Below are 23,701 nucleotides of genomic sequence, written 5' to 3' on the forward strand. Positions count from 1 at the left end.
TATAACTGAACAGCTCGTTTTGTTTGAGGTCGAGTCCACGCATCGGCTTGGGCTGGCTTCGGCAGAAGAGGATGGCCGCCATTTTGCCAGAGCCACGCGGGCTCTGGCTTTTTTCAACGGCCTGCTAATACGTCTGCTGGACAGGTTTCGCGCGTTTTGGATCTCGTCGCAGCGATGCACCGTCGATACGGTGCCTCGCTTGCTCAGGATGGCTCTACGTCGGGCCTTTCAGGGCGACTGCGAGGCGTTCCTTGGGTCTGAAAGTTCCTTGGCCCCTGCAGCTATAGCAAAAGGCTTACAAGAGGCTGCGGCGTTCGACCCTTTTACCTACCAAGGCGTGTAATTAATCTACACCCACTCTGAAGCGCAGGACGCGCTCAGGATCAGGAAGATCGACCATCGCCAGGACGGCAATCGAAGGGAATTCGAAAAGGTCAGAAAAAACCCGCTTCGGCGGGTTTTTGCTTTTCTGACGTATTCATATGCCGCTGGCGCTGAACGTCGACCGCGCGTATTTGCGACATTCAGAATTCGCACCATTATTTCCCGATCATGGGAAAAGCCATTGCGTCAGATATTACGGACGAAAAAAAGCCCCGCCGAAGCGGGGCTTTTTTGTATCAGGCGTCTTAGGAGACTTGAACCTGATCAGCCTGCATCCCTTTCTGGCCTTTGGTAGCCATGAAAGAGACCGCTTGGCCTTCGCTCAGGCTTTTGAAGCCTGTGCTTTCGATTGAACGATAATGAACGAACAGATCTTCGCTGCCATCGGTCGGCGTAATAAAGCCGAAACCTTTTTCATCGTTGAACCATTTGACTGTGCCATTTTGACGAGTAGACATGAGTATCTCCCAAGGTGTTTTAAGGCTGCAGCACTGAAGCATTCGGTGCCGAGACTGAGAAGCGAGAAGCAAAACGAACCGAGGAGATGAAACAGAGAAACATCATGCCGGGTGTCGAAGTGTTAATTGCGAAGCAGTGGGGGCGAATATACGTAGATTTAAATATATGTACAGCTTTTATTTGCGATTTAAATAAATCGGCTCCTTTAAGTAAGCTCGCGAATTCAAATATTTAGGGTTTAACTAGTTGTTAATCATCAATATTGTATGAGCTATGGAGGCAAGAGAAATAATTCAACAAATGTTCCACGCTAATAATTCGTAGCGGGAGCATCGCTTGCCGACAAAGCAGCGGGGGTGCGTGGCCGCGCAAAGGCGCCTTCTGTCCCGCCAGGCTGGTAAGCGAGACAGTGAAACGACACGTTCGTTTTAGCGATAGCGAAAGGCTTACAAGAATTCCGGTTTTTGGCTCTTCATTGCCTGCGGCCTGATGATTAATCTAAGCCCACTCTGAAGCGCAGGACGTGCTTAGGATCAGGATGATCGACCACCGCCAGGAAGGCAGCCGGAAGGATTCGGATAGGTCAGAAAGAACCCGCTTCGGCGGGTTTTTTGTTGCCCGCGCCATGCGCATCAAGCGCAGATCGGTGATCTTTAAGCGGCGGTGGAGGGCCGGTCGGCAACGTCAGGCTTCGTCGAGCAGACCGCGGATCTTGATCAGCAGGTCTGCACCTTCGAACGGCTTGAGTACCAGCTCCATGCGCTCATCGACAAAGCCCTCGCGACTGGATGCGCTCTCCGCATAGCCGGTCATCAGCACCACCGGCAATGTCGGACGCTCGCGGCGTGCCCATTCGGCCAGCTGGCAACCGGAAAGACGGGGTAGCCCGACATCGCTCAGCAGCAGGTCAATCGACGGGTCGGCCTCGAGCAGAGACTGGGCGGTTTCCACGTCTCCCGCCTGGCTGCAGCGGTAGCCGGCTTCGATCAGCGTCTCGGCGATCAGCATGCGCACGCTGGGCATGTCTTCCACCACCAGCACGTGCTCGTGGCCGACCAGCCGCATCGAACTATCCGGCGCTGCGGCGGGCGTCGCTGCCTGTTCGCCGTTGGCGGCGGGCAGCAGGAGGGTGACTTCGGTTCCGGCGCCGAGCGTGCTGCGAATGCTCGCATCGCCACCCGACTGCAGGGCAAACCCGTAGATGCTCGACAGGCCCAGCCCTGTGCCGCGGCCCTGCGGCTTGGTGGTGAAGAAGGGGTCGAAGACCTTGTCCAGCACGCCGGGCTCGATACCCGTTCCGTCATCGCTCACGCACAGACCTATGTAGCGCCCTGGCGCGAGTTCCGCCTTCTGGCTGCCATCCGAGGGAAAGGTACTGATGCGGATATGCCCGCCTTCGGGCAACGCATCGCGGGCGTTGATCACCAGATTGAGCAGGGCGCTCTCGAACTGGCTGACGTCCACGCGCGCCACCGCGGGCTCGGCGGTGAAGTCGAAGGTCAGTGTGATGCGCTCGCCGATTGTGCGCCGCAGCAGGTCTTGCAGCGAGCGGATGCGTTCGTTGATATCCAGCGCCCGTGCATCCAGCGGCTGTTTGCGAGCGAATGCCAGCAGGCGATTGGTCAGCGACGCTGCACTGCGCGCCGAGCTGAGCGAGGCATCGGCAAAGCGCAGCACGCTGTCGGCGCGGCCTTCGATGATGCGCTGCTTCATCAGCTCGATGCCGGTGATGATGCCGGTGAGCAGGTTGTTGAAGTCGTGGGCGATACCGCCAGTGAGTTTGCCCAGGGCGTCCATCTTCTGCGCCTGCAGCAGCTGCTCTTCGGTGCGCGCTCGCTCGGCGACCTCGTGGGCGAGCTGACTGGTGGTAGTCGCGATTTCCTGGCGCTGTGCGCGTTCACGCAGACGCTGTTCGGTTACGTCCTCGACGAACACCAGGCCCAGGCCCTGTGCGCGGTACGGGGAAATCTGCCACTCGGTCTCGCGGGTCTCGCCGTTGACCTGCATTTGCAGCGGCGTATGCCAGCGCTCGCCGGCCTGAAGATGTGCGCTCAGCTCGGCGAGAATCGTCTCCTGCCCGGCGGCGACGCTTTGCGAAAGGGGCGAAGCCGGGCTGGCACCGCCAATCAGCAGTTCGAACGCGTGATTGCACTCGTGCAGCTGCAACTCGGCGTCGAGCACCGCGATGGGCGCGGCGACATGGAAGAAGATTTCCCGGAAGCGCGCCTCGCTGTCACGCAGTGCGCGCTCGGTATCGCGCACCCGCAGCAGGGTGCGCAGCGTCGCCAGCAGCACGTCGGGGTCGACCGGGTGGATCAGGTAGGCATCGCCGCCGGCATCGAGGCCGGTGATGATGTCGTTGGTCTCGATGGAGGCGGCGGACACGTGAATCAGCGGCAGCAGGGCGGTGTTCGCATCGGCGCGCAGCTGGCGGGCGATGTCGAAGCCGCTCATGTCCGGCAGGTTGACGTCGAGGATCAGCGCATCCGGCGCGGCGTTGGCCACCAGTTCCAGGCCTTCGCTGCCAGTGCCGGCTTCCAGCACCTGATAGCCATGGCGTTCCAGTACCCGGCGCATCGCATAGCGCGTCGGCGCGTTGTCGTCGACGATCAACAGACGGCTGTCACGCTCCATCGGAAGGCTCCGTATCAATCGCCAGAGGCAGAACTACATAGAACTCCGAGCCCTTGCCTGGTTCGCTTTCCACACCGACACGGCCGCCGAGCAGTTCGGCGAAACGCTTGCATAACGCCAGGCCGAGGCCGGTGCCGCGCAGGCGCTTCTGCAGCGGCGAGTCGACCTGGGCGAAATCTTCGAAAAGCCGGTCGTGCAGCTCGGGGGCAATGCCGATACCGGTGTCGCTGACGGCGAAGCGGACCTGCTGCGGGTTTTCCATCCGTGCCGACACGCGCACCACCCCCTGGGGCGTGAACTTCACCGCGTTGGAGATGAAGTTGCGCAGGATCTGCGCCAGCTTCTTGTCATCGGTATAGAGCCGCGGAATGCCTTCGGGCTCTTCGAAGATGAGGTCGATCGGCGAGCCCTCGACGATGGGGCGGAACATGCCGCGCAACGCCGAGAACAGGTCGAGCATGTCGAACCACGCCGGGGAAATGCTGACGCGGCCGGCTTCGATCTTGGCCAGGTCGAGCAGATCATCGACCATCTCGCTCAGCTCGCTGGCGGCCGAGCTGACGAAACGCACCTGCGTGTGCTGTTCCGGGCTCAACGGGCCGTCCAGTTCGTCGCTGAGCAGGCGGGTGATGCTGAGGATCGAGCCCAGCGGCGTACGGAACTCGTGGCTCATGTACGACAGGAAGCGGCTCTTCAGGTCCGAGGCCTGGCGCAGCTGCTCGGCCTGGGTGTCCAGCTCGGCATACAGCGCCAGTACACCCTGATTGGTTTCTTCCAGTTCGGCGCGCAGCGATTCATTCGCCCGGCGCAGCTGTTCGAGCTGGCCGGCGTCGCCGGTCTCGGGGGACGTCGGATCAGCCACGGGGAGCCTCCAGATTGAGTGCCAGCACGGTCACGTCGTCGCGACCGCGGCAGAAGTCGCGATGCAACAGTGCGGCGATGATGGCCGGGTGACGGTGAACGAGACCGGGGTAGTCGCGCAGATTCCAGCGTGTTTGCAGGCCATCACTGTAGAGCACCAGCAGCCGCGCCTCACCCAGCGGATAGTCGAAGACATGCGCCTTGCGAAAGCGCACGCCGACGATGCCAGGATGCGAGGCCAGGCCACGCGAGCCCTCGCTAGCGATCAAGCTGGCGCCGATATTGCCGATGCCGGCGAAATCCAGCGTCTGACGCTGGCCGTCGAAGTGCGCGATGGCTGCGGCGCCGCCACGAGTGCCGTTCATCGCCTGGTGCATATTGCTGAACAGGGCGAAGGGGGAATCCAGCGGGGATTCTGCAAACGCCACCGCACCTGCCAGTGCGGCCTGTTGGGCAAGCTCACCATGGCCGATGCCATCGATGACCAGGGCACTGCAGCGCTGCCCATCGAAGGCCAGCTGCCAGGCGTCGCCACAGGCTGTTTCGCCTGGATAGGGATGCTGACTGACGCCGTAGCGCCACGGCGGCGGCTGCACGCCGCGAGGAAACAGCTGCGCCAGCACCACCGAGCCGCGGGCATCGGAATAGGCGTCGAACACCTGGGCCTGACGCGCCAGCGCGCCGAGCCCGATGCCCTGGGTGCCGCGGGTGGAAAAGCCGTCGGTCAGGCATTGATCGAGGTCGAAGCCCGGACCGCGGTCGACCGCGATGATTTCGACGCCGCGCCCCTCTCGTCCAGGAATTAGGCGCAGGTGCAGTTCGCCGCGCCCGGCGTGCTTGAGCAGGTTACTGCCCAGCTCGGTGGCGAGCAGGGCGACGCGCCCGGCATCGGTGGTGTCGAAGTCGTGCTGTTCGGCCAGCCGCTGGGCGACCCGGCGGGCGTGGCCGATCTGGCTGTTGTCTTCGATCAGCTGGACTTGGGTGACGCTTCCCTGAACGTTCATGTCCACCGCGTGATGGTGATTCGGGTGCCCGCGCCGACCGTGCTGTCGAGTTCGAACTCGTCAACCAGCCGCTTGGCGCCGGTCAGCCCCAGGCCGAGGCCGCTACCGGACGTCCAGCCGTCGGTCATGGCCAGCTTGATGTCGGCGATGCCCGGGCCTTCGTCGCGGAAGGTCAGGCGCACGCCGACCCGCGTGCCATCCTCGATCAGCTGCCAATCCATGTCGCCACCGCCGCCGTAGACCACGGTGTTGCGCGCCAGCTCGCTGACCGCCGTGACCAGCTTGGTCTGGTCGATCAGGCGCATGGCGCATTCCTGGGTCAGCTTGCGCACGGTCTGCCGCGCCAGCACGACATCCTGTTCGAGGCGCACCGGCTGGCTGCCGCTGCTGCGCACGATCATTGCGCGGCCACGCGGGCGCGCAGCAGCTGCATGCCGCGCTCGACGTTCAATGCGGTGCTGACACCAGGGAGGTCGAGACCGAGTTCGACCAGGGTGATGGCCACGGCCGGCTGCATGCCGACCACTACGGTCTCGGCATCCATGATCCGCGACAGGCCGGAGATGGTGCCGATCATGCGGCCGATGAAGGAGTCGACCATGTCCAGTGCGGAGATATCGATCAGCACGGCCTTTGCCGACGTCGCGCTGATGCGTTCGGCCAGGTCGTCCTGCAGGGTCATCGCCAGTTGGTCGTGCATGTCGACCTGGATGGTGACGAGCAGAAACTCGCCCATCCGCAGAATGGGTATGCGATCCATTAGACGGCCTTCGTCACGGTGAGGCCGGAACGGCGCAGGGCCAGGGCCAGGGCGTCGGCCAGGCTGGCCTTGGTGACGATGCCTTGCAGGTCCAGGCCCAGGTGCACGATGGTCTGCGCGATCTGTGGACGCACGCCGCTGATGATGCAGTCGGCACCCATCAGGCGAATCGCGGTGACCGTCTTCAGCAGATGTTGGGCGACCAGGGTGTCGACCGTCGGCACACCGGTGATATCGATGATGGCGATTTCCGAACCGGTATCGACGATGCGCTGCAGCAGCGACTCCATCACCACCTGGGTGCGCTGCGAGTCGAGGGTGCCGATCATCGGCAGGGCGAGCACGCCGTCCCACAGCTTGACCACCGGGGTCGACAGCTCCAGCAACTCTTCCTGCTGACGCTTGATCACTTCTTCGCGGGACTTCTGGAAGGTGCGCACGGTGTACAGCCCGAGGCTGTCGATCAGCTCGGATACCGCCCACAGCTGCTCGGCGAATACTGCCGGTTCGTTGGCGTATTCGCTCTGCAGCAGGGTCATCAGCGGACGCTTGATGGCGAAGATGAAGCCCGCGGTCTGTTGCGAATCCATGCCAAGCAGGGCGCGGCTGCGCGAGAGTTTTTCCAGGTACAGGCGCATGCTGTCCCAGGCCGGACCGTTGATATCGGCCGAGCCGTCTGCCGTTCCGCTGATCAGCTGACGGATGAAGTCGACGGTCTGCTGGGCCAGTTCTTCGGGCTTGACGTTGTGATAGCCGCCCAGATTCTGCAGGTCGGACTTCCAGCTGCTGAGCAGTTCGGCCTGATTGCGAGTAATGGTGTCGGTGGTACGTTGCAGCAGGGCCGCCATAGGTCTAGCTCCGGATTTGATTTGATCGTCCATGTTCACCATGGCGCATTAGCAAGAGTAGATATCCACCTTGCTGCGATGTTCCGCGCAGCCGGCCGCAGTCGCCTGCTTTCGGGAAATTCCCGACGGAAAAGCTGGGAGATACTAGCAAATGGATATTAGCCAGGCGTGAGATTCGTTGCGCTCGATTCGCGCCTCAGCCAGGCGCCACGGCGTCGATCTGTTCGATCAGCCATTGCAGCGCCGAGTCGTTCTGTCGCTGTGCGACGCTGACGATATCCAGCGCGAAGGTGCCGAGATCGAACGGCAGATCGAAGGTTTGCAGGGGTAGCAGCGTGGCGAAATAGCGTGCCAACTGGGTCGGCAGTACGGCAGCGAGGTCGCTGCTGGCGACGATATGCGCGGCCTGCAGGTAGTTCGGCGTGGTGTAGACAACCTTGCGTTCAAGCCCTTGGGCTTCCAGCCACTGGTCGACCATGCCGCGGGTCTGGCCACCATGCACCCACAGGTGGCGCAGGCGCAGAAAGGCATCCAGATCCAGCCCCGCCATCAGCAGCGGGTGGTCGCGCCGCACCGCCACCTGCAGCGTCTCGCTGGCCCAGCGACGTACGTGAAAGCGTGACGGCACCTCGAGAAAGCGCCCGAGCACCAGGTCGACCTCGCCGTTGTCCAGCGCTTCGACCGGCAGCGTCGGCGTCAGGTGCTGGATCGCCAGCTGGATGCCGGGTGCGTGCTCGGCCAGCCGCCGCATCAGCGCGGGCATGCAGATCAGCTCGACATAGTCGGTCACGGCGATGCGGAAACGCTGGTGGCTGCGCGCCGGATCGAAGGCTTCGCCGGCAATCAGGCTGTGCTCGATCTGCTGCAGCGCATGGCGGATCGGTGCTTCCAGTGCCAGCGCCCTTGGTGTCGGCTGCATGGCTCGGCCGGCACGCACCAGCAACGGGTCGTCGAGTAGTTCGCGCAAGCGGGCCAGGGCATTGCTGACCGCCGGCTGGCTGAGCGACAGCCGCTCCGCCGCCCGCGAGACGTTGCGCTCGCGCAGCAGGGCGTCCAGCACACGGAGCAGGTTGAGGTCGAAGTTGTAGATATTCATTTGGTGAATCCGAAACATCACAAGACTAAATTTCAAAAATAGTAGCGTCTTCGTCTATGGTTGGTCTCCAGTTTTTCCAGCCTTGCAACGAGGACAGCTGCAATGAGCCAAGACCGCTTCGATATCCAGACCGCCGCCGTGATCGGGGCGGGCACCATGGGCCGCGGGATCGTCATGAGCCTGGCCAACGCCGGCGTGCAGGTGCGCTGGCTGGACAACAACCCCGAGATGCTGGAACAGGCGCTGGGCGTGGTGGCCGACACCTACGCGCACAACGTGCGCCAGGGGCGGATCGACGAGACTCAAGCGGCTGCGCGCTGGGCCTGCATCAGCAAGGCCGCGGATTACCAGGCGCTGGCCGATGTGGATCTGGTGATCGAGGCGGTCTACGAAAACCTCGAACTCAAGCAGCAGATCTTCCGCGAGCTGGACGGTATCGTGAAGCCGGCCGGCATCCTCGCCAGCAACACCTCGGCGCTGGATATCGACGCCATCGCTGCAGTCACCAATCGCCCCGAACAGGTCGTAGGCCTGCACTTCTTCAGCCCGGCGCACATCATGAAGCTGCTGGAAATCGTCCGCGGCGCGAAGACCTCCAAAGCCGTGCTCGACGCCTCCACCGCGCTCGGCAAACGCATGGGCAAGGTCAGTGTGGTCGCCGGCAACTGCCCGGGCTTCATCGGCAACCGCATGCTCGCCACCTATGTGCGCGAGGCGCGGATGATGCTGCTCGAAGGCGCCTATCCGCATCAGGTGGACGCCGCGCTGCAGGGCTTCGGTTTTGCCATGGGCCCGTTCCGCATGTATGACGTGGTCGGTATCGACCTGGAGTGGCGCGCCCGTGAACTGTCCGGCAAGGGCCAGGATGAGCCTGAGGTGCAGGTCGACAATCGTCTGTGCGAGCTGGGCCGCTTCGGCCAGAAATCGCGCATGGGCTACTACCGCTACGCCGAGGGCAGCCGCCAGGCCGAGCACGATCCTGAAGTGGACGCGCTGGTGCAGCGTGAGTCCGAGCGGCTCGGTTATGAGCGTCGCGAGATTGGCAGTGAGGAAATCCTCGAGCGCTGCCTGCTGGCGCTGGTCAATGAGGGCGCGAAGATTCTGCAGGAAGGCATGGCCGAGTCCAGTACCGACATCGACACCGTCTATCTCAATGGCTACGGCTTCCCGGCTGAAGTCGGCGGGCCGATGACCTGGGCCGATCGTCAGGGCCTGCCGGCCATTCGTGATCGCCTGAATGCTCTGGCCGAGCAGCACGGCGAGCACTGGAAGTCTGCCGAGCTGATCGACAGCCTGGCCACCCTTGGCGGCCGCTTCGCCGACCACAAGAAGGAGGCTTGAGCATGGAATACAAGGCCCCCCTGCGTGACATGCGCTTCGTGCTGCACGAGCTGTTCGACGCCACCGGCCATTGCGAGCTGCTCGGCAACGGTCTGGACCGCGAGCTGATCGACGGCGTGCTGGAAGAAGCGGCGCGCTACACCGGCGGCGAGATCGCGCCGCTCAATCGCAACAGCGACGAAGAGGGCGTGACCCTGGAAAACGGTGAGGTCCGCACGCCGCAGGGTTTCGTCGAGGCCTACAAACAGTACGTCGACAACGGCTGGGCGAGCATGACCGGGCCCACCGAATATGGTGGCCAGGGCTTCCCGCAGCTGGTCGCCAGCAACTTTCACGAGATGCTGATGGGCGCGTCGCTGTCCTTCCGCATCTACTCGGGCCTCACCGAGGGCGCGGTGCTGGCGCTGTACAAGCACGGCAGCGACGAGCTGAAAAATGCCTATCTGGAAAAGCTGGTCAGCGGCAGTTGGAGCGGCACCATGTGCCTCACCGAGCCGCAGGCGGGCACCGATCTCGCGCTGCTGCGCACCAAGGCCGAACCCCAGGCGGACGGCAGCTACAAGGTCAGCGGCAGCAAGATATTCATTTCCGGCGGCGAGCACGACATGAGCGAGAACATCGTGCATCTGGTGCTGGCGCGCCTGCCGGATGCACCGGCCGGTGTTAAAGGCATCAGCCTGCTGCTGGTGCCCAAGTTCATCGCAAATGCCGATGGCACGCCGGGCGTTCGCAACGCGCTGTCCTGCGGTGCCGTCGAGCACAAGATGGGCATCAAGGGCGCGGCCACCTGCGTGATGAACTTCGATGGCGCCACCGGCTGGGTCGTCGGCGAGCCCAACCAGGGCCTGGCGTGCATGTTCACCATGATGAATGACGCGCGCTTCCAGGTCGGGCTGCAGGGCCTCGGAATCGCCGAGCAGGCGTATCAGGGTTCGCTGGCCTATGCGCGTGAGCGTCTGCAATCGCGCGGACTGGCTGGCGCGCAGCATCCGGACAAAGTGGCTGACCCGATCATCGTGCATCCGGACGTGCGGCGCATGCTGCTCACCCAGAAGACGCTGGTCGAAGGCAGCCGCATGCTGGCGGCCTACTGCGCCCGCCAGCTGGACCTCGAACACGGCCATCCAGAGTCGAGTTACCGCAAGGCGGCGAGCAAGCGCGCGGCGCTGCTGATCCCCATCGTCAAGGCGTTCTTCACCGATATGGGCCAGGAAGTCGCCAGCCTCGGCGTGCAGGTCTACGGTGGCCACGGCTATATCCGCGAGTGGGGCATGGAGCAGTTGATGCGCGACAGCCGCATTACCCAGCTCTACGAGGGCACCAATGGCATCCAGGCGCTGGACTACATCCGCCGCAAGCTGCTCGGCGATGGCGGTGCAGAGCTGTCGGCGTTGCAGGCGGAGTTCAGTGAGGTCTGTGATCGGCAGATCGACCGGCCGGCACTGCACGACATGGCCAGCAAGGTGCAGGCACGTATCGGCGAATGGCGCGAGCTGAGTGCCGAGATCATTGCGGTGACCGGGCGCGATCCGCAGGAGATCGGCGCGGTTTCGGTGGATTTCCTCCAGTACTCCGCCTATGTCTTATTGTCCGGGCTGTGGCTGCAGGCCGCGGCGAGCGCACAGGATGCGCTGGAGCAGGGGACCGGTGAAGAGGCTTTCTATCAGGCCAAACTGGCCAGTGCGGATTTCTATCTGCGTCGTGTACTGCCGCGTGCTAGTGCGCATCGGGAAGCGATTCAGGGTGGGGCCGAATGTTTGATGGCGCTGCCGGAGACGGATTTTGCGTTTTGAGTGAGGTTGGAAGGGCGAGTGCGACAGCCCCTCACCCCAACCCTCTCCCCAAAGGGGAGAGGGGGTCGACCGAGTGAGGGCCGGGCCCCGCGGTTGGGCAACAACACAGAACTACCCCCTCTCCCTCCGGGAGAGGGCTGGGGTGAGGGCGCTTTTTTCACGTTGACTGCCTTTGCCAAAGCCGAATAAAAACAATCAGGAGGCAGCATGCATCCGTTCAGCTTTGCCACAACCGCGCAATTGATCTGTGAGCCCGGCTCTTCTCGCCGTTTGGCTAGCCTCTGCAAGGAGCGCGGGGCGCGTTCCGTATTGGTCGTCACCGATCCGGGTATTACCCGTTTCGGCTTGCTCAATGAGGTCTTGCCTGGCTTCGAAAGCGAGGGTCTGCCGGTTGCCGTCTACGACCAGGTAATCGCCGACCCGCCTGAACACATCGTCATGACGGCGGTGGAGCAGGCCCGGGCAGTGGGAGCCGATCTCATCATCGGCTTTGGGGGCGGCAGCTCCATGGACGTCGCCAAGCTGGTGGCGTTGCTAGCGCATCCGGCCAGTGCGCAATCGCTGCAGGACATCTACGGCGTCGGCAATGCCAAGGGCCAGCGCCTGCCGCTGATTCAGGTGCCGACCACCGCCGGCACCGGCTCGGAAGTCACGCAGATTTCCATCATCACCACTGGCGAAACCACCAAGATGGGTGTGGTATCGCCACTGCTGCTGCCAGACCTGGCGCTGCTCGATGCCGACCTCACCCTCGGCCTGCCTCCAGCGGTGACCGCGGCCACCGGTATCGACGCCATGGTGCACGCCATCGAGGCCTACACCAGCGCACTCAAGAAAAACCCCATGTCCGACCTGCTGGCCCGCGAGGCGCTGCGCCTCTTGGCGGCCAACCTCGACGAGGCGGTGCACAACGGCAGCAACCGCGAGGCGCGCCAGGCCATGCTGCTCGGCGCCTGCCTGGCCGGGCAGGCGTTCGCCAATGCGCCAGTAGCGGCGGTGCATGCCTTGGCCTATCCGCTGGGTGGCCATTTCCATATCCCGCACGGGCTGTCGAACGCGCTGGTGTTGCCGCAGGTGCTGCGCTTCAACGTCAGCGCGGCGACCACGCATTACGGCGAGCTGGCGCCGATCATCCTCGGCGACCGGCTGCGCACGGACGACCCATCGACCTACGCCGAACAACTGATCGAGGAATTCGAGCAGATGAGCGCGCGCGTTGGCCTGCCGACGCGGCTGCGCGATGCCGGCGTGCCGGAGGAGATGCTGCCGCAGCTGGCCAAGGAGGCCATGCTGCAGCAGCGCCTGCTGGTCAACAACCCGCGCGAAGTCACCGAAGCCGATGCGCTGGCGATCTATCAGGCGGCGTATTGAGCGCCTTTTTACCACTGCACGCGGAAACCACCCATGCCTGAGCAACCCAAGCACCTGCGCCACGATTACCGGCATTTTCAGCCGATCACCACGCGCTGGCACGACAACGATATCTATGGCCACGTGAACAACGTCGTCTATTACGGTTTCTTCGACACCGCGGTGAACAACTATCTGATCCAGCAGGGCGGGCTGGATATCCAGGGCGGTGAGATCGTCGGTTTCGTGGTCAGCTCCGCCTGCGACTACTTTGCGTCGATCGCTTATCCGGACGTCATCGAGGTCGGGCTGCGGGTGGCCAGGCTGGGCAACTCGTCGGTGCAATACGAGCTGGCAATCTTCCGCGAGGGTGAGCAGGAGGCGTGCGCCGCGGGTCGCTTCGTGCATGTCTTCGTTGAACGCGCAAGCAACCGTCCCACCGCCATTCCCGGGCGCTTGCGCGCCGCGCTGGAAGCCTTGAGTTAACCCGCTCGGCGCATACAGCAGAAGCCATAAAAACGAGATCGCCCGGAACGGCTGAGCCGGTCCGGGCGATGCGGTGGTGCTGCGAGACGGCAATGCCTGCCGTCTGCGGCCCTCAGTGATGCTTGTGTTTGTGCTTGTAATGACCTTTGGCTTTGCCTGGATGGCCGTAGTAGCGGCGATCATCCCGGTAGCGACGGTCACGCCGGTAGTCATCATCATCGTCGCCGTAGGCATTGCCGATCGCGCCGCCAGCGCCGCCGCCCACGGCTGCGCCGATCAGCCCACCCGTGCTGCCACCGACCTGCTGGCCGATGACATTACCGCCAGCGGCGCCGAGGCCACCACCAATGGCCGCTTCGGTACGGCTGCGTTTGTCCGCACCGACCATGCCACCAGCCGCGCCGCCAACGCCGGCACCGATGGTGGCGCCGGTCGAGCCCCCCAGATGCTCTCCCACCACTGAACCCAGTGCACCGCCAAGCGCGCCGCCGACGGCGGCTTCGGTGTTGCTGCCGGCGAAGGCTGCCGCGCTGAGCAGACTGGTGGATAACAGGAAAATCGAGGCGTACTTCATGGAGTGATCCCGTATGTGGATTGCGCCGCGATCCTCACGCGCCGCTGCGCTTGCGGCAAGAGCGTTCCGATGAAATGCGTGATCCGGTTGGCGTTTGCTAACTATTTGATTTCGCTAAGGAACAAGAGGATGTTTCGAATGGTCTCAAGTCGCTTGTGGGGCCTGAGCGCAGCGCCTTTACCCCCTCGGAATCAGCATCAGCCTTGCGCGCGCACCGCTGCGGCAGGGCTGTAGATCCGCGGCGGGCTGTGCTGTGGCAGGTGGATGAGGTTGAGGTTATGCCGCTGCGCCCACTGGGCGGCCAGGCCGGTGGGTGAAGACAGGCTTACCAGCGCTGGAATCCCGGCCCGCTGAACTTTCTGCACCAGCTCCAGGCTGCAGCGGCTGGTGACGATCGCCAGGCCGCCGGCCGCTGCACAGCCGGAGCGGGCCATGGCGCCGATCAGCTTGTCCAGCGCGTTATGCCGTCCGATATCCTCGCGGCCCAGGCGGATCTCGCCGTTGGCGTCCATGAGCAATGCGGCGTGCACCGCCCCGCAGTCGCGCCCCAGCGGTTGAAACGCTTCGATTCGTTGACGCAGGTCCTGCAACCAGTGCGAGGGCGGCAGTGGTGCTGCCGGCATGATCGGCAGGCGCGGCAGTGCCTGCTCCAGCGCTTCGACCCCGCAGAGCCCGCAGCTGCTGTTGCCGGGTAGCTGGCGGCGTTGCAGCTTGAGGCGCCAGAATGCGCGGCTGGCGATGTCCAATTCGGCGCGCCGCGCACTGCCGCTGCCGTGCAGGCGAATGTCGTAGATATCATCCAGCGACTCGACGAAGCCATTGGCCAGGCTGAAGCCAACCACGAAATCTTCCAGATCGGCCGGCGAGATCATCATCACCGCCTGGCTCAGCCCGTTGTAGGCGATCGCCAGCGCGCACTCCTCGGCAAGATCGACTGCGCATTGCGCGACATCGTCGATCGGCTGGTAGCAGTAACGCTGGCTGGCACCGGCAGGTGGTTGCGCGGCAGCGGCGACGCCGGCATTCAGGCGAGACGGGGCGTTCATCGGCGATTCGGTCCAGTTAGTCGCCTGTTTGGCAGGTTCGGTTGGTCAATTTCGGCGTCCATGGCCCCGATACTGGGTTGCTGCTCCTCGCCATAACCCCCTATGACTCGTCGCAGCGCTTTGTCTCGGCCATTTACATCCGAACCTGCCTCAACCCACTCACCGCACAGGTCACGAGGTCTGATGAGACCGGCGTTCTGCATCGCTGCAACTGCAGTGCATGCTCGCGGCCGGCGGATAGAGTTATGACCCCAGCCGGCCGCGGACGATTCACCGCTGGTCGCTATCCGCCAGCATGTCGCGTACGCGCTTGGCCAGCGCATCGAGGTTGAACGGCTTGCTGATCATGTCCATGCCCGGTTCGAGGAAGTCCGCGCTGGCGGCCTGCTTGGCATAGCCGGTCATGAACAGCACCGGCAGATCGGGACGATGCTGGCGCGCGACATCCGCCAGTTGCCGGCCGTTCATGCCGGGCAGTCCGACGTCGGTGACCAGCATGTCGATGGTGGGCGTGCTCTCAAGCAGGCGGATCGCCGCATTGCCCTCGGCGGCTTCCAGCGTCTGATAGCCGAGCATCTGTAGCACGTCGATGACTAGCAGGCGCACCGCCGGATCATCCTCGACCACCAGGACGGTTTCGCCTTGCTGGGCCTGAAGCGGGCCGTCGTCTTCGCCGGCTGGCGCGACGCTGACGCCTTGGTCCTCGAATACGGGAAGGTACAGGCTGACCTGGGTGCCTTCGCCCGGTTCGCTGGCGATCTGGATATGGCCGCCGGCCTGCCGGGTGAAGCCGTAGACCATGGAAAGGCCGAGCCCGGTGCCCTGGCCGATGGGTTTGGTGGTGAAGAACGGTTCGAAGACGCTGGCCAGCACCTTGGGGCTCATGCCGCAGCCGCTGTCTGTCAGGCAGAGGATGACGTAGCGCCCGGCGGCCAGATCGCCCACATCGCCCTGCCTGTACAGTTCGACATTGCGAGTTTCCAGCAGCAGGGTGCCGCCGTCAGCCATGGCGTCGCGGGCGTTGATGACCAGGTTGAGCAGCGCGCTTTCCAGCTGGTTTTCGTCGCTGGAAACCGGCCACAGACCTTGCTGCAACTGATTGCGGATCTGGATATGGCGGCCCAGCGTGCGGCTGAGCAGGTCGTGCATCGATTCGATCAGCTGATTGAGTTCGACGCGCTTGAGGTTCAGTGGCTGACGCCGGGCGAAGGCGAGCAGGCGGTGGGTCAATGCCGCGGCGCGATTGGCCGAGGTGACCGCGGCATCGATGAAGCGCTGGGTTTCGCCGTGGCGGCCGGACTGGATGTAGCGCTGGATCAGGTCCAGGCCGCCGATGATGCCGGTCAGCATGTTGTTGAAGTCGTGGGCGATGCCGCCGGTCAGCTGGCCGACTGCTTCCATCTTCTGCGCCTGACGCAGCGCTTCCTGTGCCTGCTCGCGGCTGGCCATTTCCTTGAGCAGGCGTTCGTAGACTTCCGCCAGGGCCTGAGTGCGCTCCTGAATACGGCTTTCCAGTGTCTCGTTGAGTTCGCGCAGCGCCTGTTCGGCGCGCCAGCGCTCGGTGACATCCAGCGCCATGACGAAGAAGCCGAGCACGTTGCCCTGGCCGTCACGGCGCGGCAGGTAGTGCACCAGCATGCGTCGGGGCTGGCCGTCACGGTGCGGGCTATGGGCCTCGAAGGTCACGTCGCGGCCGGCGAGGGCATCACGGATGCTTGTCTGGCGCTCGGCATAGCCACGTTCACCGAGCACTTCGCGGGCAGTCTTGCCCAGCAGCCATTCGGTCGAGTGGCCGAACCAGTCGGAGTAGTAGCGGTTGTTGAAGCGAAAACGTTCCTCGGCGTCGACGTAGCCGATGAGCACCGGCAGTGCGTCGGTGACCATCTTCAACTCGGCTTCGCTCTGGCGCAGGGCATCTTCGCTGGCCTGCTGTCCGGTGATGTTCATCACTGCGCCGGGGAAGCGCTGTGGCCAGCCCTGCTCGTCGCAATGGCAGCGCCCGCGCGCCAGCGCCCAACGGGTGACGCCGTCGTCGCTGCGCAGCCTGTAGCGCTCGTCGAGCGTACCGCGCTCGACGATGCAGCGCTCCAGCGCGGCGCGCAGGCGTGGCACGTCGTCGGGATGGACATGATCGAAAAAGGCTTCGCTGCTCAGGCCGTTCGGCCCGGACTGGGCCACCGGCAGGATGCGGGAAAGCTCAGCTCCCGCCGGAATCTCGCTGGCCTGGATGGCCCAGTCCCAGATGCCGATCAGATCGCTGGCCTCGAGCGCCAGTTGCAGGCGCTGTTCGCTGGCGCGGTGCACCTCGGCGCTGAGTTTGTAGTGCAGGGCGGTCTGCGACAGGCGGGTTTCGGTGCGCACGCGTTCGCTGGTCTCGCTGAGGCACAGCAGCAGACCGCCGATGCCGTGCGAGGCGTTGCGAATGGGGCTCAGGGCGAGGTCGAACCAGGCTTCCACCGGAGCGCCATCGCGTTCGATGACCAGTTGCTGATTGCGCAGTACCCGTGGCTCACCGCGGCGGGCGGTGTCGCAGGCCGGCTCCAGCAGGGCCCAGGTCGCGCCCCAGCGGTGGCAAGCGGGCTGGCCGAGTTCGGCCGGGTGGCGATCGCCGATCAGTGCGGCGTGGGCGTCGTTGTACAACTGCAGCGCCTGGTCGCCCCAAAGGATGCACATCGGCAGGGGCGCTTCGAGAATGGTGTCCAGCAGCAGCCGTAGCGAAGCCGGCCAGGCGTCAGGAGTTCCGAGCGCAGTCGCACCCCAGTCATGCCGGCGGATTCGCTCACTCATCTCGCTGTGACTATGGGGCCAGAATTCGGCGCCTACTGCTGCCATGTTGCTTCCTATCGATCATCCGTGGGCGAACTACGAGCGGCAGGGCATGTGCTTCGCACCGCTGCGCTGTTTCGATGCGTGCCGGCCCGGGCTCGTCCTGAGCCGGTTCCCGCCGACGGCAACTGTTGCGTAGTGTAAAGCTTCCGGCTGCCGAAGGCAGCGCCAGCCGTCACGCTGGACCGCCGTGCAGGCTGCGGATCAGGTCGAGGTAATCGTCAACCGCGGCGAATTCCTCGGTGTCCTTCGGTGCGCTGCGACTGTCCGGCTCGCGCACCGCCAGCAGATGCGCGATGCCGAAGCGCTGCGCACTACGCAGGATCGGCAGGCTATCGTCGATGAACAGTGCACGTGCGGGCTCGAACTCCAGATCCTGGCGCAGTGCGTGCCAGAACTGCGGCTCCTCCTTCGGATAGCCGTAGTCGTGGGAGCTGATCAGGCGGTCGAACCAGGGCGCCAGTTCGATCTTCTCCAGCTTCAGCGACAACGAGTCGCGGTGCGCATTGGTGATCAGCACCACGCGCTTGCCGGTCTGGCGCAACGCGGCGAGAAATTCGTCGGCATTTGGTCGAAGGGCGATCAGCTCGGCGATCTCGCGTTTCATGTCGCGGATCGGCAGGTTGAGTTCGCGGGTCCAGTAGTCCAGGCAATACCAGGTGAGTTTGCCGACGTGCTCGTTGAACAGTGGTGCCAGTTCCAGCTCGGCCATGGCGCGGCTGATGCCGTGCAGCTCGGCGTAGCGTTGCGGCAGCAGTTCGAGCCAGAAATGATTGTCGAAATGGAGATCCAGCAGCGTGCCGTCCATGTCGAGCAGGACGGTATCGATGTCGGACCAGGGCAGGTTGGCGGTCATGTGCGGGCTCGCGTCAGCGGTGTATGGACGGGACGGCGTCGGTCAGCTGGTCGCAAAGCACTCACGGCCAGCGCAAAAAGCCGGGTTATGATAGCCGCTCGCGTTTCCAGGAGTTTCCCATGCGCCAGAAACCCACCGTGCTAGCCCGTGAGATCGTCGCCAGCAGCCGACTGTTCCGTGTCGAGGAGCTGCAGCTGCGTTTTTCCAATGGTGTCGAGCGCACCTATGAACGCCTGGTCGGCAAGGGCAGCGGTTACGGCGCGGTGATGATCGTGGCGCTGGCCGATGCGGAGAACGCACTGCTGGTCGAGGAATATTGCGGCGGCACCGACACCTATGAGCTGTCGCTGCCCAAGGGCCTGATCGAGCCGGGTGAAGACGTACTCGAAGCGGCCAACCGCGAACTCAAGGAGGAGGCTGGCTTCGGCGCGCGCCGCCTGGAGCTGCTCACCGAGCTGTCGTTGTCGCCCGGTTACATGAGCCAGAAGATTCAGGTGGTGCTGGCGCGCGATCTGTATCCGGAGCAGCTGCCCGGCGACGAGCCGGAGCCGATGCGGCTCGACAAGGTCAACCTGCACGAACTGTCCAGTCTGGTGCAGCATCCGCAGTTCAGCGAGGGGCGCGCATTGGCCGCGTTGTACCTGGCCAAGGATCTGTTGACCCAGCGCGGAGAGTTCGGCCAATGAGTCATCCCTATCTGTCGTCGGTCATCGATCTGGTGCGTCAGGCGGGCGAGGCGATCCTGCCGCACTGGCGCAGCGAGCTGGATGTCCAGAACAAGACCGACGAATCGCCGGTGACCGTCGCCGATATGGCTGCGCATCAGGTGTTGCTGGACGGCCTGCTGGCGCTGGATAGCGCCATCCCGGTGCTGTCCGAGGAGGATTGCGAGGTGCCGCTGAGCGAGCGCGCCGGCTGGACGCGCTGGTGGCTGGTTGACCCGCTGGATGGCACCAAGGAATTCATCGCCGGCAGCGAGGAGTTCACGGTCAACGTCGCGCTGATCGAGGCGGGCAAGGTGCGCTTCGGCGTGGTCGGCCTTCCGGCATCCGGACGCTGTTACTACGGCGGCGAGGATTTCGGCGCCTGGCGCAGCGAAGTGTCCGGCGCGACTCAGCCGCTGCGCGTGCGCCAGGAGCCGGAGGAAGCGTTTACCGTGGTCGCCAGCCGGCGCCACAGCAGTCCGGCGCAGGAGCAGCTGTTGAGTCGTCTGGGCGAACGTTTCGGTGAGCTGGCGCTGGCGAATGTCGGCAGTTCGCTGAAATTCTGCCTGCTGGCCGAAGGTGCTGCGGATTGCTACCCGCGCCTGGCGCCGACCTCGCAGTGGGATACCGCTGCCGCGCAGGGGGTGCTGGAAGGTGCCGGTGGCGAGGTGCTGGATGTCAGTGGTGCGGCGCTGCGCTATGACGCGCGGGAAAGCTATCTGAACCCATCTTTCCTGGCCCTGCCCAGAGGCGTCGACTGGCGCGACTGGCTGATCGAACTGGCCAATCGCGAGTAACCCGGCGCGCCTGCCTGGAGCGGGCATTGCGCCGATTGAGCAAGCCGTCGCAGATGCGTGCAATGTAATCCTTCGCTTATTTGTGCAGCACGAACTGCCCGGTGAAGCGCACCGCGTCACGGCCGTCGGCCGCCAGGATGCGGCTTTTCAGCTCCAGCCGCGAACGGCCACGGCGACGATAGATCGATTCGAAGCGCTCCCAGGCCTCGGGGCTCGGCGCTGAACAGATGGCGATTGCATCGTCCACCACCGGCAGCGGGTACTCGATCTGCCCTTCGTGGATGACGATGTGCCCATCCTCGATGCCCGCCTCGCGCAGCCGCAGATGCAGCCAGCCCCAGCCTGCCAGCACCGAAGCGCAATACAGACTGCCGCCGAACATACTGCTCTTGTGGTTGATGTTCGGCTGCAGCGGTACCTGCAGGCGCAACTCGTGGTTTTCCCACTGCTCGACGCGCAGCCCGAGCGAGCGGGTCAGCGGAATGTCGTGATGGAGGATGGCTTCCAGGTAGCGGCTATCGCGGCTCATGCCGGGGAGGTTCCTAAACGTTACGAAGATACAGACAGACGCCAAGCATGACTCCTGAGTCACGCTTTGGCCAGTCCGTTCAGGCTATCCGTGGCGACGAATCCGGGCACGCCGCGCTGCTGTCTGCGGTGTTCCGCATCGGTGCTGGCGGGTGCAGCGGCGATGTTCGATGGTGCGCCGCGTCAGCCGGCGGTTTTGCTTCGGTAGGCGCAATAACCTGGGCGCGGGCCGATACGCGGGTGGTTGCGGCAGGTGTCCGGGCGCTTGGCATAGACCGTGCAGAGCCGGGTCTTGCGGTCCAGATAGAGACAGTCGCCATTGGCCAGGCGGGTCAGCGTGAAGATCTCGTGCTTGTGATTGAAGTGCTCGACGATGCCCGCCTTGCTCAGGCGCTTGGCGATGTTCTTCGCCGGCTCGTCGCGCTCGAAGGCATCGACCAGCTCCAGCCGGATCAGGTCGTCGATGCGTACCTCCACCGGCAGGGTGCAGCAGGTCGCATGGCAGTCGCGGCACAGGCCGGCGCTGTAGCGTACCCAGGTTTCCAGGCGTTCCGGGTCGGCGGAGGCGATCAATCTTGTCTTCACGGGCAGTCTTCGGTGCGTTCGGGCGCGCGGATCATAACGAGTCGCGCGGCGATTACCAGCGTCTTCCGACGGCGGCGACCGGACGGGCGGTAGCGCAGATGTAAAGGAAACCTGCAACGCTTTTTCTGGAATGTCGAATGGAGGTGAACGGGCATGGCTGCCGCGAGTCCCTCTTGTGTGTCTTCGCTAACCGAGGTCTGTCCATGACGCAGGAAACAGCCATTGCCACCGCTGAAGAAATTGCCGCTTTCCGTGAGCGAGTGTTGCGCAAGCTCACCTACTCGGTTGGCAAGGATCCGGAGAACGCCTCCGATTACGACTGGTTCCATGCGGTAGCCTTGGCTACTCGCGACAGCACCATCGACCGCTGGATGGATTGCACGCGCGAGGCTTACACCAGCGGGCAGAAGCGGGTTTATTACCTCTCTCTGGAGTTTCTCATCGGCCGCCTGCTGGTCGACAGCCTGAGCAACCTCGGCCTGTTCGACGTGGCGCGTGAAGCGCTCGCCGGGCTCGACGTGGATATCGAACGCATCCGCCTGCTGGAGCCTGACGCGGCGCTCGGCAATGGCGGCCTCGGCCGGCTCGCGGCCTGCTTCATGGAGAGCATGGCGACCCTCGGCGTGGTCTCCCATGGTTACGGCATCCGTTATGACCACGGCCTGTTCCGCCAGGCCATCGTCGATGGCTGGCAACACGAGCAGACCGAGACCTGGCTGGATTTCGGCAACCCCTGGGAGTTCGAGCGCTCCGAGGTGAAGTATCTGATCGGCTTCGGCGGCAGCGTCACGGCGGCCACCAACGAGAAAGGCGAGGTCCAGCACTTCTGGCACTGGGCCGAAGGGGTACGGGCGATCGCCTATGACACCCCCATCGTCGGTTGGCGCGGCGCCGGGGTGAACACGCTGCGCCTCTGGCGTGCGCGACCCGAGGCGGATTTCCATCTGGCGCGCTTCAACGCCGGTGACCATATCGGTGCAGCGGCCGAAGAGGCCCGCGCCGAAAGCATTTCACGGGTGCTCTATCCGGCCGATAGCACCGAGGCCGGGCAGGAGTTGCGCCTGCGCCAAGAGTATTTCTTCGTCGCCGCCTCGCTGCAGGACCTGCTGCGTCGCCACATCAAGCAGCGCGGTTCGCTGGACAGCCTGCCCGACTACACCGCCATCCAGCTCAACGACACCCACCCGGCGATTGCCGTGGCCGAGCTGATGCGCCTGCTGGTCGACGTGCACAGCTACGAGTGGCAGCACGCCTGGCGGCTGACGACGGCCACGCTGTCCTACACCAACCACACGCTGCTGCCCGAAGCGCTGGAAACCTGGCCGGTGGGCCTGATGGAGCGCCTGCTGCCGCGGCACATGCAGATCATCTACCTGATCAACGCCTACCATCTCGACCAGCTGCGCGAGCGCGGCGTCCACGATGCCGAGCTGCTGCGCTCGGTATCGCTGATCGAGGAAGATCACGGTCGCCGGGTGCGCATGGGCAATCTGGCCTTCCTCGGTTCGCACAGCACCAATGGCGTATCCGGGCTGCACACCCAGCTGATGCGCAAGACCGTGTTCACCGATCTGCACAGCCTTTACCCGCAGCGGATCAACAGCAAGACCAACGGTATTACCTTCCGCCGCTGGCTCTACCAGGCCAATCCGCAGCTGACCCAGTTGCTGGTGGAGCATGTCGGCGAGGAGGTGCTCGATGAGCCGGAAACCCGCCTGCGCGAGCTCGAACCCTTTGCCGAACAGGCCGCGTTCCGCCAGCGCTTCGCCGAACAGCGGCTGGCCAACAAGCGTCATCTGGCTAATGTGATCCAGGAGCGGCTGGGCATCAGCGTCGACCCGACCGCGCTATTCGACGTGCACGTCAAACGCATCCACGAGTACAAGCGCCAGTTGCTCAACCTGCTGCACACCGTCGCGTTGTACCAGGCGATTCGCTCCGATCCGGGCGGCAACTGGGTGCCGCGGGTGAAGATCTTCGCCGGCAAGGCGGCGGCGAGCTATCACCAGGCCAAGCTGATCATCAAGCTGACCAACGACATCGCCAATACCATCAATGCCGACCCCACCGTGCGCGGCCTGCTCAAGGTGGTGTTCCTGCCCAACTACAACGTCAGTCTGGCCGAGGACATCATCCCGGCGGCGGACCTGTCGGAGCAGATTTCCACCGCCGGCCTGGAGGCTTCGGGTACCAGCAACATGAAGTTCGCCCTCAACGGGGCGCTGACCATCGGCACCCTGGACGGCGCCAATGTGGAGATGAGCGAGCAGATCGGCCTTGAACACATGTTCATCTTCGGCCTTACCGCGCAGCAGGTGAATGTGCGCAAGCAGGCCAACGAGTACAACGCCGAAGCCATCATCGGCGCTTCGCCGCGGCTCAGCGAAGTGCTCTCGGCGATTCGTGGCGGTGCCTTCTCGCCGGGTGATCCGGGCCGCTACACCGGGCTGGTGGATGGCATCAGCTGGCACGACACCTTCATGGTCTGCGCCGATTTCGAGGCTTACTGGCAGGCGCAGCTGGATGTCGAGGAGTGCTGGCGTGATCCGGCACGCTGGTGGCGTTCCTCTGTGCTGAACACCGCCCGCACCGGCTGGTTCTCGTCGGACCGCACCATTCGCGAGTACGCCCGGGAGATCTGGAAAGTGCTGTGATGGCCGGCGCGCCGGAGGGTCATCCGCTGGCGCGCAGCCACAAATGGCGAGGGTTGCCGACCGTGCTGGCAATCTGGTCGCCGCTTCGCTGAACTCTGTAGGGGGCGGACCTGTC

Annotated in this window: 22 protein-coding genes; 8 read left to right on the forward strand and 14 right to left on the reverse strand. The window is 64.0% G+C overall.

Features of this window, described 5'->3' with window-relative positions; genetic code table 11:
- Positions 1–343 (forward strand): hypothetical protein (locus IEG05_RS23185; RefSeq protein WP_224742646.1); only part of this gene is annotated, 343 nt, incomplete at its 5' end.
- A gap of 286 nt (positions 344–629) precedes the next feature.
- On the opposite strand, the gene IEG05_RS01755 is transcribed toward IEG05_RS23185, so the two are convergent.
- From IEG05_RS01755 to IEG05_RS01790, 8 genes are all read right to left on the reverse strand, one after another.
- Positions 630–842, reverse strand: coding sequence for a cold-shock protein (locus IEG05_RS01755; RefSeq protein ID WP_014821949.1), 213 nt, complete (start codon positions 840–842; stop codon positions 630–632).
- A gap of 685 nt (positions 843–1,527) precedes the next feature.
- The gene (locus tag IEG05_RS01760; RefSeq protein ID WP_046618580.1) at positions 1,528–3,477 is read right to left on the reverse strand and encodes a response regulator; all 1,950 of its coding nucleotides are present in this window, start codon (positions 3,475–3,477) and stop codon (positions 1,528–1,530) included.
- Positions 3,467–4,339, reverse strand: coding sequence for a sensor histidine kinase (locus IEG05_RS01765; protein WP_014821947.1), 873 nt, complete (start codon positions 4,337–4,339; stop codon positions 3,467–3,469). The genes IEG05_RS01760 and IEG05_RS01765 overlap by 11 nt, the downstream gene beginning before the upstream one ends.
- A complete protein-coding gene (locus IEG05_RS01770; RefSeq protein ID WP_046618578.1) occupies positions 4,332–5,342 on the reverse strand; it encodes an ATP-binding protein in 1,011 nt (336 codons plus the stop codon). The genes IEG05_RS01765 and IEG05_RS01770 overlap by 8 nt, the downstream gene beginning before the upstream one ends.
- Entirely contained in the window at positions 5,339–5,743 is a 405-nt protein-coding gene (locus IEG05_RS01775) for an ATP-binding protein (RefSeq protein ID WP_003281109.1), read from the reverse strand. Before IEG05_RS01775 ends, IEG05_RS01770 begins: the two co-directional genes overlap by 4 nt.
- Positions 5,740–6,102 (reverse strand): STAS domain-containing protein, encoded by a 363-nt coding sequence (locus tag IEG05_RS01780; RefSeq protein ID WP_014821944.1) that lies wholly within the window; start codon positions 6,100–6,102, stop codon positions 5,740–5,742. The genes IEG05_RS01775 and IEG05_RS01780 overlap by 4 nt, the downstream gene beginning before the upstream one ends.
- Positions 6,102–6,950, reverse strand: a complete 849-nt coding sequence (locus IEG05_RS01785; protein WP_014821943.1) for an STAS domain-containing protein — start codon at positions 6,948–6,950, stop codon at positions 6,102–6,104. Before IEG05_RS01785 ends, IEG05_RS01780 begins: the two co-directional genes overlap by 1 nt.
- A 196-nt stretch (positions 6,951–7,146) precedes the next feature.
- Positions 7,147–8,046, reverse strand: coding sequence for a LysR family transcriptional regulator (locus tag IEG05_RS01790; RefSeq protein ID WP_046618576.1), 900 nt, complete (start codon positions 8,044–8,046; stop codon positions 7,147–7,149).
- A 102-nt stretch (positions 8,047–8,148) separates the two neighbouring features.
- Between IEG05_RS01790 and IEG05_RS01795 the strand changes: the two genes are divergently transcribed.
- The 4 genes from IEG05_RS01795 to IEG05_RS01810 all read left to right on the forward strand — a co-directional run bounded on the left by IEG05_RS01795 (position 8,149) and on the right by IEG05_RS01810 (position 13,016).
- On the forward strand, positions 8,149–9,387 hold the full coding sequence (locus IEG05_RS01795; RefSeq protein WP_046618575.1) for a 3-hydroxyacyl-CoA dehydrogenase: 1,239 nt from the start codon (positions 8,149–8,151) through the stop codon (positions 9,385–9,387).
- Between the two features lie 2 nt (positions 9,388–9,389).
- On the forward strand, positions 9,390–11,180 hold the full coding sequence (locus IEG05_RS01800; protein ID WP_046618572.1) for an acyl-CoA dehydrogenase C-terminal domain-containing protein: 1,791 nt from the start codon (positions 9,390–9,392) through the stop codon (positions 11,178–11,180).
- Between the two features lie 207 nt (positions 11,181–11,387).
- Positions 11,388–12,551 carry an iron-containing alcohol dehydrogenase gene (locus IEG05_RS01805; protein WP_046618570.1) on the forward strand — a complete coding sequence of 388 codons (1,164 nt, stop codon included), beginning with the start codon at positions 11,388–11,390 and terminating at the stop codon, positions 12,549–12,551.
- A gap of 33 nt (positions 12,552–12,584) precedes the next feature.
- Positions 12,585–13,016 carry an acyl-CoA thioesterase gene (locus IEG05_RS01810; RefSeq protein ID WP_044316037.1) on the forward strand — a complete coding sequence of 144 codons (432 nt, stop codon included), beginning with the start codon at positions 12,585–12,587 and terminating at the stop codon, positions 13,014–13,016.
- A 112-nt stretch (positions 13,017–13,128) separates the two neighbouring features.
- Here the strand turns inward: IEG05_RS01810 and IEG05_RS01815 are convergent, their stop codons facing one another.
- From IEG05_RS01815 to yrfG, 4 genes are all read right to left on the reverse strand, one after another.
- A complete protein-coding gene (locus IEG05_RS01815) occupies positions 13,129–13,590 on the reverse strand; it encodes a glycine zipper domain-containing protein (protein WP_003303059.1) in 462 nt (153 codons plus the stop codon).
- Positions 13,591–13,787: 197 nt separating this feature from the next.
- A complete protein-coding gene (gene fdhD / locus IEG05_RS01820; protein ID WP_046618568.1) occupies positions 13,788–14,636 on the reverse strand; it encodes a formate dehydrogenase accessory sulfurtransferase FdhD in 849 nt (282 codons plus the stop codon).
- A 270-nt stretch (positions 14,637–14,906) separates the two neighbouring features.
- Positions 14,907–17,468: a PAS domain-containing hybrid sensor histidine kinase/response regulator gene (locus IEG05_RS01825; RefSeq protein WP_046618566.1), complete on the reverse strand. Its 2,562-nt coding sequence runs from the start codon at positions 17,466–17,468 to the stop codon at positions 14,907–14,909.
- Between the two features lie 169 nt (positions 17,469–17,637).
- The gene (gene yrfG, locus IEG05_RS01830) at positions 17,638–18,318 is read right to left on the reverse strand and encodes a GMP/IMP nucleotidase (RefSeq protein ID WP_046618565.1); all 681 of its coding nucleotides are present in this window, start codon (positions 18,316–18,318) and stop codon (positions 17,638–17,640) included.
- 119 nt (positions 18,319–18,437) lie between these two features.
- On the opposite strand from yrfG, the gene nudE reads away from it, so the two are divergent.
- Positions 18,438–19,004: an ADP compounds hydrolase NudE gene (gene nudE, locus IEG05_RS01835; RefSeq protein ID WP_041015291.1), complete on the forward strand. Its 567-nt coding sequence runs from the start codon at positions 18,438–18,440 to the stop codon at positions 19,002–19,004.
- Entirely contained in the window at positions 19,001–19,819 is an 819-nt protein-coding gene (cysQ, locus tag IEG05_RS01840; protein WP_046618563.1) for a 3'(2'),5'-bisphosphate nucleotidase CysQ, read from the forward strand. Before nudE ends, cysQ begins: the two co-directional genes overlap by 4 nt.
- A 76-nt stretch (positions 19,820–19,895) precedes the next feature.
- Here cysQ and IEG05_RS01845 read toward each other — a convergent pair whose 3' ends face one another.
- Both IEG05_RS01845 and IEG05_RS01850 read right to left on the reverse strand, forming a co-directional pair.
- Positions 19,896–20,348, reverse strand: a complete 453-nt coding sequence (locus IEG05_RS01845) for a thioesterase domain-containing protein (protein WP_003303048.1) — start codon at positions 20,346–20,348, stop codon at positions 19,896–19,898.
- Positions 20,349–20,530: 182 nt separating this feature from the next.
- Positions 20,531–20,938, reverse strand: a complete 408-nt coding sequence (locus tag IEG05_RS01850; RefSeq protein ID WP_218857984.1) for a YkgJ family cysteine cluster protein — start codon at positions 20,936–20,938, stop codon at positions 20,531–20,533.
- Positions 20,939–21,135: 197 nt separating this feature from the next.
- Between IEG05_RS01850 and IEG05_RS01855 the strand changes: the two genes are divergently transcribed.
- Entirely contained in the window at positions 21,136–23,586 is a 2,451-nt protein-coding gene (locus IEG05_RS01855; protein WP_014821931.1) for a glycogen/starch/alpha-glucan phosphorylase, read from the forward strand.
- Positions 23,587–23,701 lie beyond the last annotated feature (115 nt).

Source organism: Stutzerimonas kunmingensis, from assembly GCF_014764705.1.
GTDB lineage: Bacteria > Pseudomonadota > Gammaproteobacteria > Pseudomonadales > Pseudomonadaceae > Stutzerimonas.

Excerpts from the sequence above, each read along its gene's own strand:
- IEG05_RS01755 (WP_014821949.1), bottom strand. The coding sequence starts at position 842 with ATGTCTACTCGTCAAAATGGCACAGTCAAATGGTTCAACGATGAAAAA.
- IEG05_RS01760 (WP_046618580.1), bottom strand. The coding sequence starts at position 3,477 with ATGGAGCGTGACAGCCGTCTGTTGATCGTCGACGACAACGCGCCGACG.
- IEG05_RS01770 (WP_046618578.1), bottom strand. The coding sequence starts at position 5,342 with ATGAACGTTCAGGGAAGCGTCACCCAAGTCCAGCTGATCGAAGACAAC.
- IEG05_RS01775 (WP_003281109.1), bottom strand. The coding sequence starts at position 5,743 with ATGATCGTGCGCAGCAGCGGCAGCCAGCCGGTGCGCCTCGAACAGGAT.
- IEG05_RS01780 (WP_014821944.1), bottom strand. The coding sequence starts at position 6,102 with ATGGATCGCATACCCATTCTGCGGATGGGCGAGTTTCTGCTCGTCACC.
- IEG05_RS01785 (WP_014821943.1), bottom strand. The coding sequence starts at position 6,950 with ATGGCGGCCCTGCTGCAACGTACCACCGACACCATTACTCGCAATCAG.
- IEG05_RS01790 (WP_046618576.1), bottom strand. The coding sequence starts at position 8,046 with ATGAATATCTACAACTTCGACCTCAACCTGCTCCGTGTGCTGGACGCC.
- IEG05_RS01795 (WP_046618575.1), top strand. The coding sequence starts at position 8,149 with ATGAGCCAAGACCGCTTCGATATCCAGACCGCCGCCGTGATCGGGGCG.
- IEG05_RS01800 (WP_046618572.1), top strand. The coding sequence starts at position 9,390 with ATGGAATACAAGGCCCCCCTGCGTGACATGCGCTTCGTGCTGCACGAG.
- IEG05_RS01805 (WP_046618570.1), top strand. The coding sequence starts at position 11,388 with ATGCATCCGTTCAGCTTTGCCACAACCGCGCAATTGATCTGTGAGCCC.
- IEG05_RS01810 (WP_044316037.1), top strand. The coding sequence starts at position 12,585 with ATGCCTGAGCAACCCAAGCACCTGCGCCACGATTACCGGCATTTTCAG.
- IEG05_RS01815 (WP_003303059.1), bottom strand. The coding sequence starts at position 13,590 with ATGAAGTACGCCTCGATTTTCCTGTTATCCACCAGTCTGCTCAGCGCG.
- fdhD (WP_046618568.1), bottom strand. The coding sequence starts at position 14,636 with ATGAACGCCCCGTCTCGCCTGAATGCCGGCGTCGCCGCTGCCGCGCAA.
- IEG05_RS01825 (WP_046618566.1), bottom strand. The coding sequence starts at position 17,468 with ATGGCAGCAGTAGGCGCCGAATTCTGGCCCCATAGTCACAGCGAGATG.
- yrfG (WP_046618565.1), bottom strand. The coding sequence starts at position 18,318 with ATGACCGCCAACCTGCCCTGGTCCGACATCGATACCGTCCTGCTCGAC.
- nudE (WP_041015291.1), top strand. The coding sequence starts at position 18,438 with ATGCGCCAGAAACCCACCGTGCTAGCCCGTGAGATCGTCGCCAGCAGC.
- cysQ (WP_046618563.1), top strand. The coding sequence starts at position 19,001 with ATGAGTCATCCCTATCTGTCGTCGGTCATCGATCTGGTGCGTCAGGCG.
- IEG05_RS01845 (WP_003303048.1), bottom strand. The coding sequence starts at position 20,348 with ATGAGCCGCGATAGCCGCTACCTGGAAGCCATCCTCCATCACGACATT.
- IEG05_RS01855 (WP_014821931.1), top strand. The coding sequence starts at position 21,136 with ATGACGCAGGAAACAGCCATTGCCACCGCTGAAGAAATTGCCGCTTTC.